The organism is Puniceicoccaceae bacterium, from assembly GCA_040224245.1.
GTDB lineage: Bacteria > Verrucomicrobiota > Verrucomicrobiia > Opitutales > JAFGAQ01 > JAKSBQ01.
In genome coordinates, this window is sequence record JBEGIR010000087.1 from 37,517 (window position 1) to 53,975 (window position 16,459).

The following is a 16,459-nucleotide window of genomic DNA, read 5'->3' on the forward strand; positions in this document are numbered from 1 at the left end:
GTAGGGTGGTAAAGGCTTACATCAGGTTGAGCAGAAAGGCGAACCTGTTCTCAGTCGGTCAGGGCGAGCGTTCAGGGAATGAAGTTGGAGATGACGAACCCCGGAAACCAAACTGCATGAGCAACAGGACAAGCATCAGCACGGCAATCGATCCTGCAACCACACTTCCAAATCCAGCCAATTCGCCTTCGTTCACCGAGATCAACAGCCCACCAATCGCAGCTGCGCTCGAAGCTCCCACATGCATGAGTGCGGTATTGACGCTCTGAAAACCGCCCAATAGTTCGGGATGAATGTATTCCATGATGAAGCGGTTCATCGGAATCATGCGCACGATCAACAGGGCATTGCCCAGTGCAAACACAGCAACCACTGCCGCACGCGGCATTGAAGTTGTGAGTGCCAATACCAGCAGCGGAAGCACACCCAGCAGTCCGAGAACCGTGAATCCGAATCGCCCGTCGCCACGCTCTGCCAGTTTGCCGGCCAACAGGGATGCAACAAAAGCCACCAACCCAGCCACCAGGTAGACCCCACTCAGTTCGTTCTCGGGTACACCAAAGCGATAGACCAGCAACAGCGGTAGGAAGGGAACAACCAAACTGCCCGCCAGCATGGTGAGCAGGGTGCATAGCATCGCCTTGAAATGATGACGTTCGCGCGTGATGCGCAGCATTTGCGAACCGAAGGGTTGTTTTGAAAGGGCTTGTTGTCCGCCAGGTGTCAGTCGCAGCAATGGGATGAGCACCAGGAGCGCCAAAACACTGTTGAGCAGGAATGGGGCCTTCCAGCCCAACTTCGCCATCAGGAACAGTCCAGCGGGGATGCCCACGATCTGGCACACCGAGGTCGCGCTCAGCACGATGCCGATCACACGTCCCCTACGGTTCGAAGGGAAGGTTTGAGTGACCACAGACATGACCAGTGAGCCGATCAACCCCGCAACTCCACCCGCCAGAAATCGCAGCAACCCCAATAGCCGGAAGTCATCCACCAGCCCATGAAGTGCACTGATCCCAAGAAAACAGATCAAAGCAGCCTGAAGGGACCGCATGCGGTCGATCCGGTCGAGCCAACCCGCCGTCGTAAAGGCGATCACGATCGCTCCAATCGAGTAGATCGAAATCAGGCCCGCAAACTGCCCGGTCCGAATCGAAAAGGTTTCCATCAGGATCGGACCCATCGGCATGACCACCAGATAGTCGGACAGGATGATGAACTGCAGGCTCGCCAGCAGCAGCACGAGCCATTGTCTCTCGGAAAAGCGTTTCATGGGGAAGTGAACTGCAAGGAGGGAACGGCTGAGCCTTCGAACAAAACCCAACCCCACGGTCTCAAGAGAAGCACATGCCTCCCGACGTCCTCCCCGTAGCAGTGGCCATGCTTGCCACTCCATCGATGTCAGTTCGAACGGTTTCTGTTCGATGCGTCAGATTCCTTCGTTTTGCAGCGTATGCGATCAGGTGTCCGCACTCAGTCCAGATGCACGATGCCGTGGCGGATGGCGGCGACGGCAGCTTCGGTGCGGTCGCTGACGTTCAGCTTCGCAAAGAGGGTCTTGAGGTGGGACTTTACGGTCTGTTCCGAGATGAAGAGACTCGTAGCGATTTCCTTGTTGCTGCGGCCTTTGATCAAGGACTCCAGCACCTCGCGCTCACGCTCAGTCAACTGCTCCCGCTGCAGGCGCTCGGCCAATCGCTTTTCCACCTGTTCGGAGAGTGTTTTGTCACCCTCGTGTACGCGATGGATGGTATAAGCAATGTCCTCAACGGAAGTGTCTTTGAGCAGGTAGGACTTTGCACCCGACTGGATCGCGAGGTGGATGTCCTCGTCCCAATCGTAGGTCGAAAGGATAATGATGCGCGCATCAGGGGATTTTTTGAGAATGGCGAGTGTGGCCTCGACCCCACCCAGACCCGGCATGCGCAGGTCCATCAAAACGACATCGGGCTGCACATCTTCGAAGACCTCGATCGCTTCCTCCCCGTCACTGGCCTCTGCCACGACTTCCATGCCCGGCTGACCGTTGATCAGGGCAGTCAACCCCATGCGCATCGACGGATGGTCATCCACGACCAGCACGCGAATCAGGGTTTCTGGGGTTGCACGGGTCACCACGGGTTTTGTGAAGCTTGGGACGGAATCCTTTTTCATTTTTCAATCAATTGCAAGCACGCCCGCACCGGTGAGGATTGAAGTTGGCGCAAGGTACATTCTATCACGAAGCGGTGCATTCGGCTCTCACCCGTTCGGGTGATTTTTGTGCTTCAGAACGGGAAGGTTTCGCAAGCCAAACTCCTGTAGGGGAATGGCAACTACACCTGTACCGTAACGCAAATGGTGGTACCGGAACCGGGCGAACTTTGCATGTCGACACTGCCTCCGAGCAGATGGACCCGTTCGCGAATGCCCACAAGGCCGAAGCTGCCGCTCTGTGGGCGAGTCTGCTTCGCAGCCTCAAATCCGATGCCATCATCGCGAATGTAAAGGCGCACTCGTCGGGGTTCGTAGGCAAGCGTGAGTTCGATACGGGAGGGCTGCGCGTGCTTGATCGCGTTGGTGATGCCCTCCTGTCCGATCCTCAACAGATTGTTCTCCACCATGGGCGAGAGACGGCGACGGTTTCCTTCTGCTCGGACCTCCGCAATGACCTCAAGACCCTTGGTGAGCTGATCCAGAATGCGGCTGAGTGCATCCACCAAATCACCCTTTTCGAGCACGTGTGATCGCATATTCCAGATCGAGTTGCGTGCTTCGGCCAAGGCCTCACGTGTGAGGCGATGTGCGGTCCCCAAGTGATTGCGCACCTCACTGCTCAACTCATCTGCATGCGTGCGCGCAAGTTCAAGCTGCATCGAAATCGAACCCAGTCCCTGAGAGAGCGTATCGTGAATTTCCCGTGCGACGCGGTTGCGCTCATTGAGAATGGCGGAAAATTCCGCTTCGGCCATCGCGCGCTGGTGTTCCTGATCCCGCATGTGCTGTCGCGAAATCCAGACAATTGCAGCGATCATGACCAGTGCCGCAACCAGAAATGCCGAGAGCATCCAGGCGATGCGTTCGGCATTCCACCAGGGGGGAGGTTCAAGCACACTCACGTCAGTTGGGGAACGCAGTAGAATCTGAAAGGAACTCGGAATCCACAACCCGCCCAGCGGGCCGGGTTCGTCGGCGAGCACAGCACAAACACCCACCACCCGCACAATGCTGTCGGGCAACCATTCATCGGTCGGGGCACTCTCACCCGGGTGATACCAGTGCGCGCGAATCACCTGCCCCTGCCAATCCAGCGACAACTCCCATCCCCCCGGAACTGGCCGCACCTCCACGAGTCGCGCATCCAGCTGGACAAGATTGGCGTCATTGCGCAAGGCATCTGAAACATTGTAAATGACCAGCGGAGCCGGTGAAGACTGCGTCGTGCGCTTGCGAAAGACCGCATCCTCCAGAACCGGACTGTATTCCCCTGGGACCGGAAATCCCAGCACATCCACGACATCTCCGGGCTGCAGCTCTTCGATTTGCAAACTTTCCACACGCAGGCAATGCTCTCCATCTCGCACCCAAAGTCCCACGCCCGGACGATAGTGCACCACCACACCCTGCAGGTGTACGCGCCGACCCTGACTGTCATTCTCGGGACCAAAGCGCAACAAGTTCCCAATGCGTTCGGGTTCCCGCTCAAACAAGTTCTCAACTGGCGCTTCCAAAATCGTAATGTGCGCACCTTCGGGCACCTGGATAAAGGGTTTTACATACTGGCGATTGCGGTTGTGCAGGTTGAAACAAAGCCCGCGAAGGCACACGCGCGCATCCACGTACTGCTCGGGATCGAGCGGACCGTCGACCTCCACCATCACGCGTGCGAGTCCGGATGCCAGTTTGAGTTTGACCTTGTTGGAAAGGGTTGGATCTGCAGACGTCGGAACCGTATAGCGAGTGCCCGGAGGAGGTGGGGGCGCATCCGTCAATGCCTTGGGCTGCACGCTGCGCACGATGCCACTGAACTCCACCCACTGCGCATCCAGCTGACCCGCATGCAATTCCTCAAGCGAGACTTTGCGGGGTTCGGGGATCGCACGGGTTCCACATTTTTCCACCCGCTGTGCCAGCACGATTGGCGCAAATCCTCCCGGATGCGACACCCCCTCAATGCGCAACAGATCGCCACGCCCAATGTCCGTCAACTGCTCCGCTGGTGCCTGAATGTAAATGCCTTCGCTTTCATCCTGCAGGATAAACGCAATGCCCTGGGGATCCGCACTGCCCATGTAAACTCCCAGCAGCTCGACCGGCAGTGCCTGGCTCGCTGCGGCTTCACTCAATGCCCGCACCTGCGCCGCCGTCGTGAGTGGAGTTGCGGACTGTGAAGCCAATTCCTCCGAACTCGAGGCGGTCATCGCAAACAGAAACAGTAAGCAGACAAAAATGTGATGAATGTTGGTGAAGATGTGCAGGGATTGGGGTTGTTTCGGTAGGCCCAGCTTAGCGATTTTACACCGCAGGACAAGCGTCGAGAGCATGAGATCCAGTTATAGGGGGTTCATGGAATATGAAAGAATGTAGCACCTACCAAAAGATCAGAAGAAAGACTCCAACAGCGAGGATGACGGTGCCGCCCAACACCTTGACATAGGGTTCCGACTGCAGGTCCAGTTCCTCCCGCACGGGCAGGGACCGGGGTTTGTCAAGAGGGCGGATCAGGGTAATCAGTGCCATGATCGCAACAAGGATGAAAAAGGTGATGCAAACATGAATGAGGAAGTGAATCCCCGGTGTGGCAACCTGAAAAATCCCATAGAAAATGGGACCGGCTATCAGTGCAAACACGCCAGCCGAAGCGGGCGTCCTTTTCACGATCATTCCAAACAGAAACGCAGCCACTACCCCGGGCCAGATGTAGCCCTGAAACTGCTGAATGAACTGGAAGACCCCACCAAACTTTGGATCTGCGAGCATGGGTGCGAGCAGACAAGCGATACAGACAAACACGATGACGGAGATGCGTCCCAGCCATACCATCTGTGCATGGCCCGCGCTGCGGTGAAAGAGGCGTTGCACCACGTCGAGGCTGAAAATCGTCGATGCAGAGTTGAGCATGGAAGCAAGGGAACTGGTGATCGCCCCCGCCAGTGCCGCAAGCAGGAATCCCCTCATCCCGGCGGGTAGCAAATTGGAAATCAGTATTGGATAGGCTTTATCGGGGGTTTCTGCGAGGGATCCCGGATAAAGCTGAAAAGCCATGATGCCAGGCATGACGATGGCGAAGGGCACCAGCAACCACAGCCCACCGGCAAAAATCATTCCCAGTTGTCCGTCCCGAAGCGTCCTTGCTGCCAAATTCCGCTGCACGATGAACTGATTCAGTCCACAGTAATACAGCAGTACGATCCACATACCGGAGAGCACGCCGGTCCACGGTAGATTTGGGTCATTTGCAGGAAGGACCATATGCAGTTTGTTTGCATTGGCTTGAGTAAACCCGCTCCAACCGCCGCACGCGGCGAGTCCGAGGAAGAAGACCACCAGGCCTCCGGCCAACAGTGCAATCCCCTGAATGAGGTCGGCCCAGGCAACGGCCTTCAGCCCACCCCATGCGGTGTAGAGTGCTGCCGCCGCACCAATGAGCCATACCGCGATTTTCAGATCCATCCCGAAGATCGTGTGCAAGGTCAATCCGCCCGAAAACAAGACGGCCGTCAGCAGTACAACCACGTAGATGATGACAGTGAGAATTGCAAAAATCGACCGTGCCAGAACATTGTAGCGGTATTCGAGATACTCCGGCATCGTGTAGATACCAGCCTTCAGAAACCGGGGCAATAAGGTGAAGGCAATGATCACAATGCCAATCGATCCCATCAGCTGCCACCAGCTCACGGCCAATCCGACAGAGCCAGCACCCTGACCTGCCATACCGACAAATTGTTCCGTGGAAATGTTTGCGGCTACAATGGAAACCCCAATCAACCACCAGGGAAGACCTCTGCCGGCCAGAAAGTAGTCTTCTTCGCCCGATGCGCTTCCACGGCTCTTGAACAGGCTAATACCAATGACCACGGCAAAAAAAAGCAGAAACAGGCTCCAGTCCAGAAACGACAATACCATGGGATTTTAGGGTTAGGGTTGATGATGTGTTTGGAGTATCAGGGGGTAACTGAGCGAAGGAACCATCATGTGTCCTTCAGAAATGACTTGATCTGGTCCGGGCTGAGCGTGGCATCGGGGTCGAACGCATCCGATTCCATGTATTGCAGGAGGCTTGTACGCAGTTGCGCGGCCTCCGGCCTCGATTCGAGATCGGACACGAGGTCCATCGAACTGAAAACGAGCTTCCCTTTGCCGACCTTGACTTCGAAGAGGTTGGTCAGGTTGCGGTTTTTGAAAAAGTTGTCGACGACCCGAATCAGCGGTTGGATGTTGAGGTTCCCAAATTCGAGGGTCTTGGACGTTTTGCAGAGGTCCCACCACTGCCAGTTGGTGTGAAATTCGGTGGGGAAACTTTGGAAAGCAGGGTGTTCCGGATCGATCAGCAGCCCCATGGTTCCGGGTTGATCTGGAAAATGGACCGGACTCCAGAACACCTGCACAAACTTGCCCTCCAGGCCATTGAGTTTCTCCAGTTCAGGGCTTAAAACAACGCTTGCCCCAGCCCCGAGAGCTTGCATCGCTTCCTCATAGTCACGGGTCACCAGAACCCCATTTTCCAGTTGCTGCGCTTCGGCATCCGGGTAGATCCAGATCTGCCAGTGGTTTTCGTGGCCGCTTTGAGGCATGGACAGCCGCAAGCGCAGGCTTGCAGGGGTGCGGAAGTCCGAGAGATCGATGGATACGTTACCCAGGCGGGACGTTTTGCCCGCTGGGATACTGCGGGGTTCTGTCTCCTTCGAAAAGTGCACCTTGCCTTCCGCGTCCAGCAACTCCACCCGCAGGGCTTGTTTCATGGCTTCGGGGAGGTGGTTGGCAACGCCAAATTCGAGTTCCAGAACTTCCGAGCTACGGTAGACGGCCTTGGGCATCCAGATCAGAGGGACCAGCTCCGAACAGAACTGTCGGAAGGCTGCACCATCAATGATGCCTTTGGAGTCCCAGAATGCATCCAACAGTCCAACCAGTGCGGTGCCCTGACCTGGGAAATCGTGCAGGTCCAACAGCTGGAAACCACTGATGCCCTCGGTTTTCAGGGCGCGTTCAATTTCTTCCTTGTAGAGGATTTTGGCAAGCATTCCACTAGCCATCAGGTAGTCCTCGGCAAGGTGCAGCAGACCCTTGTGTTCCAGGTCCAGGCGGATCGCCTTGAAATTGACCGGGTCCAGCACACCCGTATACTTGTCGATTTCCTTGAGATTCGGATACACGGAATACTGACCGATCTCATGGGTGATCAGCGGCACTGGCAAATGCTCCACTGCTGCGCTGTAGTCGGTTTGGAAATCGGGATACTGGCTGTCAAAGACTCCCTGCCCCCTCACCCATCCCTTGTCGGTGTACTGGGTGATGAAGAAGTCGTCCACGGACTCCGGGAATTTTCCGTGTCCCTTTTCAAATGTGAAGGAAGTGGTGGTGTAGAGCCGACGCCTGTCCTTTGCTTTCAGTGCTTCGACCAGGTGGTGCATGCGGTCGAAGTCACCCTGCAGCTCATTGCCCATGGACATCAGGCAGAAGGATGGATGGTTTCCGTAGGTTTCGATGATGCGACGGGCTTCGGCCTCAATGAATGCGGCTGATGCTTCGTCGGACCCGAAGGTAGTGCTCCAGTTGGGAGGCTCCACCTGGAGGTAAATCCCCACCGCATCTGCAGCTTCAAACGCTGCCTTGGGTGGACACCAGGAGTGGAAGCGCAAGTGGTTGAGTCCATAGTCTTTTGCGGACTGGTAGAGCTGTGTCCACTCCTCCACCGAGACGGGCGGATGTCCTGTCAGCGGGAAAATGCAGCATTCGAGCGTGCCGCGCAGATAGAGGGTTCGGCCGTTGATCCGAAGTTCTTTTCCGCTTGTGACAAGCGAGCGAAAACCGAAGCGTTGCGTGATGGATTGCACGGTGCTGTCGGCATGGATCAACTCAGCCTCAAGGGAATACAGCGCAGGTGAAAACTCATCCCACGGGATGACATGGCCGGGCACCTCGAACGTGTAGCGCTTGTCCGGGTTCGCCTGAAACACCTGACGAACGATCTCCGAGGACTGAGGATCGGTGAGTGTTAAGCGGATTTGATGCTCCGCTGGCAGGGTGTTGGAAGTGATCACTTGCACCACACGGGTCTCCGGATCGGCGTCAATCCGCAACGAACCAAGCCCGGTTGTGGGAAGGAAATGGATGGCAAAATCCCCCAGCACACCGTTCCACATGATTTGGGTCTGTTGGGTGTAACCGTGGGCCATGTCGTGGCTGTTGAGATCATACTGCCGGGTGTTGTCCACCGCGATGACCAGCTCATTCGCCCCGGGTTTGAGAACATCGGTGAGGTCATGCTCGTGTGGAGTGGAAAGACTGTCGGCTTCGCTGACGAGGGTTCCATTGACAAAAACGGATGATTTCCACATCACCCGCTCCATGAGCAGCACGGCGCGCATGGATTCGGCATGTGCTGGCACGTGGATGGTTTTGCGGTACCATGCGGTGCCTACAAACTCATGTTTTGCTTTGAGAAACAACATGACCTCCCGCACCTTCTCTGGCTTCGTTTGGTCGGGTTCGCCGATGCCTGCACGGTTGAGCGTTCCCGGCAAGTCCACCTGCTGCAGAAAGGCCAGTCCTGCGGGGGAATGACGACTGCTCGATCCTTCTTCCAGCGCCAGTTCCCATTTTCCTTGAAGTGGAAGGGAAAACTCCTGTGCATGGATGCAGAGAACGGGAAAGCAGGTCATCAATGCCAGCTGGCAAACCAACAGTGCTGCGCACCAGGGAACGCCGTATCCAAGGTTCCGGAATTTGAAGGTCAAGGTCATGTCATGGCTTCAACTCAGGGTTGAAAATGCTCTCGCACCCGCTCCAGTTCTTCCTGGGTGATCGCAAGAACGGAGCCGTGTTTGGGGCTTGTGAAGTTTGTTGCTTTCATCGGTGAACCCACCTCGTTAAATCGACCCACGTTACGGAACGTCTCAAAGTCTGTGGTTTCTGAAAACCCCATGTTGTGGGGATCCACACCAAAAATATCATACATCAGGATGTAGGAGTTGGTTTGCTTGCGATACCAGAGGTTGGGACCCTCGCAGGCAACGCCTGCCGCATCCACACGCTCGGGAAGGTATTGATAATCACGATGCATGGTCTCCGAAGTTGCATGACGGATTCCGCCCGGAGGTTCATGCGCCACATAAAAGAGATGGTAGGTGTCCCCCACCCGGGTGATGTCGGCGTCAATGGTGTTGATCTTCGGATTCGGGTAGTGCAGCAGGACTTCCGGTTTGGAGACCAGCGTCGTGAATGCCTCATCGGCGTAGGCGTAGACCATGAAGTTGGGACCGCGTCCAATGCGAGTGGTGAAATAGACCATGAGTTTGCCTTCATCCTCATCCCAAACGGTTTGGGGAGCCCAGAAGCAGCCAGCGTCCGCGAATTCCGGAAACAGCTCACCCACATGGACGAGCGAGTGCGTCCAGTGCACCAGATCCCACGATTTCATGAAAACAAGCGCACGGTTGTTGCCCCAGTCGTAAAGCTCACCCGGACGTTCCCACTGGGTGTTGCGCAGCCCTTCGCGCTGCGCGTAAATGTGCAGATCGGTCAGGCAGAGGTAAAAGGCACCATCGGGACCCCGTTGGATGTGCGGGTCCCGCACCCCCTGCTGTTCCGCAACGTGCCTGCCGAGCAAAACGGGTTCGCCTCCATTGACATCGGTGAAGCTGAACCCGTCACTGGATGTCGCCAGGTAAAGGGAGTGAGTTTCGTCCTTGAAATACGTCATCAGGTAGGCGGTGCGCTCCGCTTCCGCAGGCACACCATGCTGCTCGGGTTGTGTTAGCGCGGGCACGACTTGCAGTTGCGCGGGCCGCGAAGCGACTGATTTCAAGGTCAATTCCACCGACTCGAACCCCTGCGCCGAAAATCGAACCTTCACCTCACCCGGTTCTCCGGTCGCTTCAACGTAGGCGAGGATGCGACCGTGATAGACGTTGTGAGTGGCATCGGTGTAGTCACTCATGTCCTGATTATTGCTTGCCTCAAGCCCGAGCAACCGGGCCGGACCTTCGATATGACAGGTGACTTCGTGAGTGGCATCCATGATGCGATTCCCGTCAGCGTCGACAATCTGCAGTTCCACCATCGCAAGGCCGCGCCCGGCATCGATGGTGGTGGTGTCGCTGCGAAGCTGCAATGCCTCTGCCTCACCGTGGGTGAGGATTTGGTCGCGACTGACCTCTCTGCCCTGCTTGTCATAGCCAACCGCCTCAAGCGTTCCGGTCGCAAAGGACACATCCCAGTGCAGGATGCCCGTCTCAGGGTCATAGGGTTTGCGCTCCCCCACCGGTTCGCCGTTGAGCAACAGCTGAACCTCCGAAGCATTGGTGTAGCAGAGTACCCGCACCCTTTCTCCGGGCTGGTAATTCCAAATCGGCCAGGCATCGACGGAAAGATAATCCCGCTCGGGCACGGGCATGGTACCCAGATGCAACACGGGTTCATCCGACCACAGCGCTTCGCGGAAGTGACCGCGTGGCTTGAGGAAGCCTCCAAAATCCATCAGTCCCGAATAGAAGCCACGGGAAGGCCAGCGGCCCGATTCACCGAGGTAGTCGATCCCGGTCCAGAGAAACTGTCCGAAGATGTAATCATGATCCATCACCGCGCGCCAGGCCGGGTAGTCATGGCGGTTTTCACTGCCATAGATCACGCGATCCGGATAGGTTTCGTGATCGATAGCGTAACGGTCCTCGGAGTAGTTGTAGCCCACAATATCGAGCGCAAAGGGGTAATCGGTCTGGTTGGACATCACAACCCCCGCCAGTGCTGCGGTAACGGGACGGCTGGTGTCGTGCTGTTTCACCACTGCCACCAGTTTTTTGGCGATGACGCCGAGCCGGTTGGCGTCGGGTTGATCCGGTTGGTAGCCGCCGAACATGGGTTGACTGATGGCACTGCCGTCGAGTGCGGGGTGCGAGTAGGGATCGTTCGGATAATCCACCTCATTGCCGATACTCCAGGTGAAGATGCTGATGTGATTGCGGTCCCGCCGCACCATGTCCGCAAGGTCACGCTCAGCCCACTCTTCAAAAAAATCGTAGCTGCCTTCAAAGCCGGGTTCTCCCACATTCCAGCCATCGAGCCACTTGCGCTTGGGAAATTCCCACTCGTCAAAAGCCTCGTTCATCACCAGCAGTCCCAGCTCGTCACAGAGTTCGTATAGGTCGGTGGCCTGTGGATTGTGACTGGTGCGAATGGCATTGGTGCCAATGGATTTCAGAGTTTGCAAACGCTTGCGCCAAACTTCACGTGGCACAGCGGAGCCGAGCACACCGGCGTCATGGTGCAGGCAGACACCTTTGACCTTGAGGTTTTGCCCATTGAGGCTGAATCCATGGTCCGCAGAAAACTCCAGGGTGCGAAAGCCCGTTTTGAATTGTGTTTGATCGAGCAGGGTCGTGCCACTCTCAATGCGGGTTTCCAGCTCATAGAGGTAGGGACGCTCGAGCGTCCATCGAATGGCATGTACCACCTGCAGATCCATTTCAGTCTGCACGCTTGCACCTGCTGCGACTTCAACCGCCGTCGAATCGCTGGCAACGACTTGTCCCACTGCATCCCGCAGTTCGTGCACCACGGTCACTGTAGCGGGTGCTTCGGAGGCGTTGACGATTTCCGACTGCACGCGCAGAGTCGCACTGCGCTCGGCAATCTCGGTTGCGTGGGCAAACACTCCCCATTGCGCAAGGTGAACGGGTTGGGCACGGACCAGCCATGCATCCCGATAGATGCCCGATCCGGTGTACTATCGCGAGTCAAACTGACGGCTGTGATCAACCCGGACTTCGATGGTATTGGGTGCATTAAACTTCACGTAGGGAGTGGCGTCGTACAGAAAGGAGATGTAGCCATTGGGTCGGTGACCGAGGTGATGTCCGTTCACGTACACATCACTGCGATTGTAAACACCCTCGAAGTAGAGGAACACCTGATCCCCCGCTGTGGTATCTGACGGGATCGTCAGCTGCTTGCGGTACCAACCCACTCCTCCCGGCAGGTAACCTGTGCAGCTGGCGAGGTCGGGACTGAGCTGTCCCCTCACGCTCCAGTCGTGGGGTAACTGCACGGTCTGCCAGTGCTGCGGATCGGAACTGAGGTCACCAGGTGCATCCACCTGCTGCTGACTCAGCGAGAACTGCCAGTCGTCATTGAGCGATAAGGCCGTGCCAAAGGAGGCTTGCGCCGAGGCAATCTGTCCCATGCAAAGGCACCCGAGTACCACAGCACTGAGGGTGAGCAAGGAACGGAAGGGTTGGAAACGTGGGTGATGGCTTTGCATGATTCGCAATACTAGCGGGATTGAAATGGAAACAAATGAAAAACAACAGTGGAGCCGACTGCGGGAAACCCCATCAGTCGACTCCACCGGATAGAGAGCACAAGAAATTGCGCTGATCAGAACCGGAAGGTATTGGTCAGTGCCCAGGTCCTCTCACTCGGGATGCGCACCTGCGCGATCGTGCCATCCGGGTTTGCCTGGATGGGGATGAACGCGTCATCGGCGAGCAGATTGTACACATTCAACTGAACGGACCAAAGGATGCCTCGCGGCAGCTCACGCTCGTAGGAAACCCAGACATCCAGATAGTCTTCGCTCGGTCCCTTGATGGGCTTGTCGAGATCGTTGACCCAGGCATTTGCCTCGGCATTGTACTTCGGGTAGTAGCCGATGTTGGAACGGTCCATCCAGCGGTAGGCACCACCGATGCCCATGCCCTTGAGTCGTCCCTCTGTGAACGAATAGTTGGTCACGAAGTTGAAGTGCCACTTGCGCAATTCATTGACCAGCTGGTCCTCTGTGGCCTTGGCCTGGTAGTAGGGATTGAGAATTTCCGACCCATATCCCGTGCCAAGACGACCTCCGGTTCCCAGTGTGCTTCCTGGAGTTTCCGGGATATCGTAAAACCCACGGAAGGACCAGTAGTCCATGGCCGGAACATCGTTGAGGGAGTATCCGCCGTCGAACCAGAAATCAACGTTCTCTTCAATGTAGTCATCCCATGAACTCAACACATTCGAACGAACCGCTTCCGCACGGGAGGCGTTGAACGTGATGCGCCAGTTGGGCAGGGGATTGGCCGTGATTTCATATTCGACACCCGTCGATTCGAGATCGTTCAGGCTGCGCATGTTCTGGGGAACTTCCCATGCGGTGAGTTCCCAGAAACCACCCCAGGCGGCATCGATGCGCTCGAAGTTCATCGCATCCCACCACTCCTGATCGACCGGGCGCGACCACTCGGCATCCGAGCGTGCATTGAACCACTCCGTGCGATAGGCGATTTCCTCATCGGTCAACGGTGGTGCCACATACTCCAGACCCAAATCCGGATTGATGTCTCCCTGTGCCACATAGTTTGCCGAGCCGGGAACGGCAGCCTGGCGAATGCGCAGGGGTTGGTCCAGAATTCCCGGAATTTCCCGCCAGTTTGCGGGCAGCGGCTGTTGTTCAACCGATTTGTCGTAGCTGTCGCCAAACATCCACTTGTTCACGACCCACTCCGGAGTCGGTTGGTAACGGTCCGCCGCAGGCACACCGCCCTCGGAAGGAAGGGCACCGAAGTGCGGTCCGATCTCCCACATCATGCCATCCATGGCCCGGCCTAATACCGATTTGTTTCGGTTGAACGGTGGAGTCGTTCCAATGAAGGGCGTGTTCTTCTGAACGGTCTTGTATTTGGTCACACGGAAGGAGAGGCGGTTGTTGAATGCCGACACCAGTAGACTCACATCCTTGGTGTTACCCGAGGGCGTAGCTTCCTGCCGATTGTAAACATCCACGGCAACATCCGAGGGACGGAAGCTGCTGGAATCGTTGTAAAGCAGGGTGACGTCCCAACCTTCCGGCAGGGGGTGCCCGATCAGTTCCATGAGTTCGCGCCCGTGCAGAGCCACGCTCCAGCTGCGCCGTTGCTGCTTGGCGTAGACGGGTTCCTGATCGTCGTAGTTCCACTCGTCGCTGTAGGGCAGCACGTAGTTATAGGTGGCATCACGCGCGAGCGACGACGGCTTGTTCCAGCGCTCGTATTCATCTTCACGCCATCCAAAAATCGGAACAATCACACCGTCGAGCAGACTGCCCTGCCAGACAAACACCGTGGAGGTGGTTTCATCATGGCCCTGGGAAGCGCCGTCATAGAGTTTGTTCTTGTCGTTTTCCCAGCTGAGCAGGTTATAAGTGCTCTGCCCCCAAACCCACTCGTCATTCGCATTCTGTGTCACCGCGAGCACGTTCTGAGTCAGCGTCGGATTGTGATGGGTGCGCACCCCGGTCACTCCGCTGATCTGGTCCATCGAAGTCGTATTGAGCATGCTGTCGCTGAGGTAGTGAATACCGCGCCAGGTCGCATAGCCCGGGTTGTTCCAGTTGAGAGCAGCACCATACTGCTCATCCCAGCGATACAGGGCGAAGTAGCGTTCAAAGTTTTCATACTTCTGGGATGCCCTCACCCCCGTAAAGGTGTGCTCTCCCAAAATTCGCTCCAGCCAGCTTCCGGATTCCAGGAAATCCTCCGCTTTAAGTTCGACATAGCCAGTGAAACGCCAGTTCTCACGATGCCGTTCGAAGTTGCCTCCGCGACCCTCTCCAAAAGTATAGAGGCGTCCGATATTGGGGTTGTTGGGTTCGGCACTGTTGCGAAGTGCTGCATTGATGTCGAGCGACACCACGTTATTTCCCCAGAGACCTTCCATTTTGTTGGTATAACCCGAACGGTAGGACTGCTTGTTGTAAGCAAAGTTCCAGCCCAGGCGCCCATCGAGATAGGATTGGGTGATGCCCAGGTTGTAAGTGTGAAAGCTGTTGTACTCGCGTTTGTTGGGGCCGATCAGATTCTGATCGCGCATCAGTTCTGCGATGGGGCCGTCCACAATCATCTGGGTCGGCCAGGCACCCTGACCAAATCCACTGAAGGAACGTCCGGTCTGCGCCTCAAAATCACTGATGATCGAGCTGACCATTGCATTGTTCGCATAGTAGGCAGCGGTGTTTTTGATGTGGCGAGGATTGTTGATCTCCCAGTTGGGATTGAGCAACCCCACCCAGCTTCCCCAGCCACCGCCATTCACATTGGACCAGCCACGGGCAAGCATGGCATCCGGCCCCCCGTTGAGGCCGACGGTTCCAGTGTTCGGACTATTGAAAAAACTGACGGGATGATCATCCCACAGCTGTCCACCCAGGGTCTGAGAAGCGTAGATGTTTTCAATGTCCGCTCCAAAACGCGGCGGGCTGGCCCAGTACTCATCATTTTCAACAATGATGCGGTCCGTCGGTCCATACCAGTTGGAGAGAAAATCCCCAGGCGTGCCCGCAACTGGGCGGTTGGCGCGAATCTTGCCCCACTCGGCATTGGCGTCGATCTGGGTAAAGATGCCCTTGCCAAGCTTGGGTTGGTAACGCAGCGCAGCGTAGAGGCGTCGATCCGTGTTGAACGTAAAGTCCTGGCGGAATCGCGAGTCATCGTAGAGTCCGACTACACGCACAGCGAGCACATCGGGAATGATGGCCTGATCAACGTCGATGGATTCCCGCATGGACCCGTAGTTATCCACCCGCGACTCCACCACGTACGAACTCTTGCTCATGATGGGCACCTTGAGCGTGTTGTTGATCAACCCTGCCGGACTTCCCAGACCAAAAAGCACCGCATTGGGTCCTCGGCTGATGTCCATACGGGAGAGGCTGAACCAATCGATCGGAACATCGGTCGGGAAAAAATCACGCGTGATGTCAGCGTCGTTCAACCCGCGAATGCGCGTCGTGCGGTGGGGTTCCACCAGCATGTCACGTGTGTGTCCCTTGCTCCAGGCATCCCCGCCGTAGAAGTTCCCTTCGATACCAGCCACTTCGGTATTGGTGGTGTAGAGCAGCACTTTTTGCAGATTCGTTGCGCCAAGGTCTTCCATGAACTCGGGCGTGATCGCCTGAACAGCCGCCGCAATATTGCGAAGGTCTGTGTTCAGTCGGGAGCCCGCGAGAGAAGAGGTGGCAAGGTAGCCCACGTCGCTGGTTGTGGAGACTTCGAAGGGTGAGAGTTCATAGAAGTCGTCATCCTCTTCCAATTCCTCGAGCTGTGCATGCAGCACGAGCGGGCTGGCAGCGAGAAGTCCTGCAAGCATCCACGCCACAGGTGGCCTCCGGAAGCGCAGGAAATGCGTCTTGAATGTAGTGTTCATAGGGTTAGCAGATGTTCGTTCAGTTTTGTTGGTAGTTTGGTTTTGTTGTCAGAAAGGGAAGTAGTGAAGCTGGCGGTTGCGGAAAATTCCACAACCG

Annotated in this window: 8 protein-coding genes; all 8 read right to left on the bottom strand. The window is 56.5% G+C overall.

Going from position 1 to position 16,459, the window contains the following annotated elements; translation table 11 throughout:
- Positions 1-58: 58 nt before the first annotated feature.
- The 8 genes from ABQ298_14700 to ABQ298_14735 all read right to left on the bottom strand — a co-directional run bounded on the left by ABQ298_14700 (position 59) and on the right by ABQ298_14735 (position 16,362).
- Positions 59-1,273, bottom strand: a complete 1,215-nt coding sequence (locus ABQ298_14700) for an MFS transporter (GenBank protein ID MEQ9825633.1) — start codon at positions 1,271-1,273, stop codon at positions 59-61.
- 200 nt (positions 1,274-1,473) lie between these two features.
- Positions 1,474-2,154, bottom strand: a complete 681-nt coding sequence (locus ABQ298_14705) for a response regulator transcription factor (GenBank protein ID MEQ9825634.1) — start codon at positions 2,152-2,154, stop codon at positions 1,474-1,476.
- A 161-nt stretch (positions 2,155-2,315) separates the two neighbouring features.
- Positions 2,316-4,523 carry a sensor histidine kinase gene (locus ABQ298_14710; GenBank protein MEQ9825635.1) on the bottom strand — a complete coding sequence of 736 codons (2,208 nt, stop codon included), beginning with the start codon at positions 4,521-4,523 and terminating at the stop codon, positions 2,316-2,318.
- A gap of 46 nt (positions 4,524-4,569) precedes the next feature.
- Positions 4,570-6,108 (bottom strand): sodium/solute symporter, encoded by a 1,539-nt coding sequence (locus ABQ298_14715; GenBank protein MEQ9825636.1) that lies wholly within the window; start codon positions 6,106-6,108, stop codon positions 4,570-4,572.
- 65 nt (positions 6,109-6,173) lie between these two features.
- Entirely contained in the window at positions 6,174-8,948 is a 2,775-nt protein-coding gene (locus ABQ298_14720; protein ID MEQ9825637.1) for a sugar-binding domain-containing protein, read from the bottom strand.
- Between the two features lie 14 nt (positions 8,949-8,962).
- Complete coding sequence (locus ABQ298_14725) at positions 8,963-11,857, bottom strand: glycoside hydrolase family 2 TIM barrel-domain containing protein (GenBank protein ID MEQ9825638.1); 2,895 nt, start codon at positions 11,855-11,857, stop codon at positions 8,963-8,965.
- Between the two features lie 72 nt (positions 11,858-11,929).
- A complete protein-coding gene (locus ABQ298_14730; protein ID MEQ9825639.1) occupies positions 11,930-12,463 on the bottom strand; it encodes a sugar-binding domain-containing protein in 534 nt (177 codons plus the stop codon).
- A gap of 116 nt (positions 12,464-12,579) precedes the next feature.
- Positions 12,580-16,362 carry a TonB-dependent receptor plug domain-containing protein gene (locus ABQ298_14735; GenBank protein MEQ9825640.1) on the bottom strand — a complete coding sequence of 1,261 codons (3,783 nt, stop codon included), beginning with the start codon at positions 16,360-16,362 and terminating at the stop codon, positions 12,580-12,582.
- Positions 16,363-16,459 lie beyond the last annotated feature (97 nt).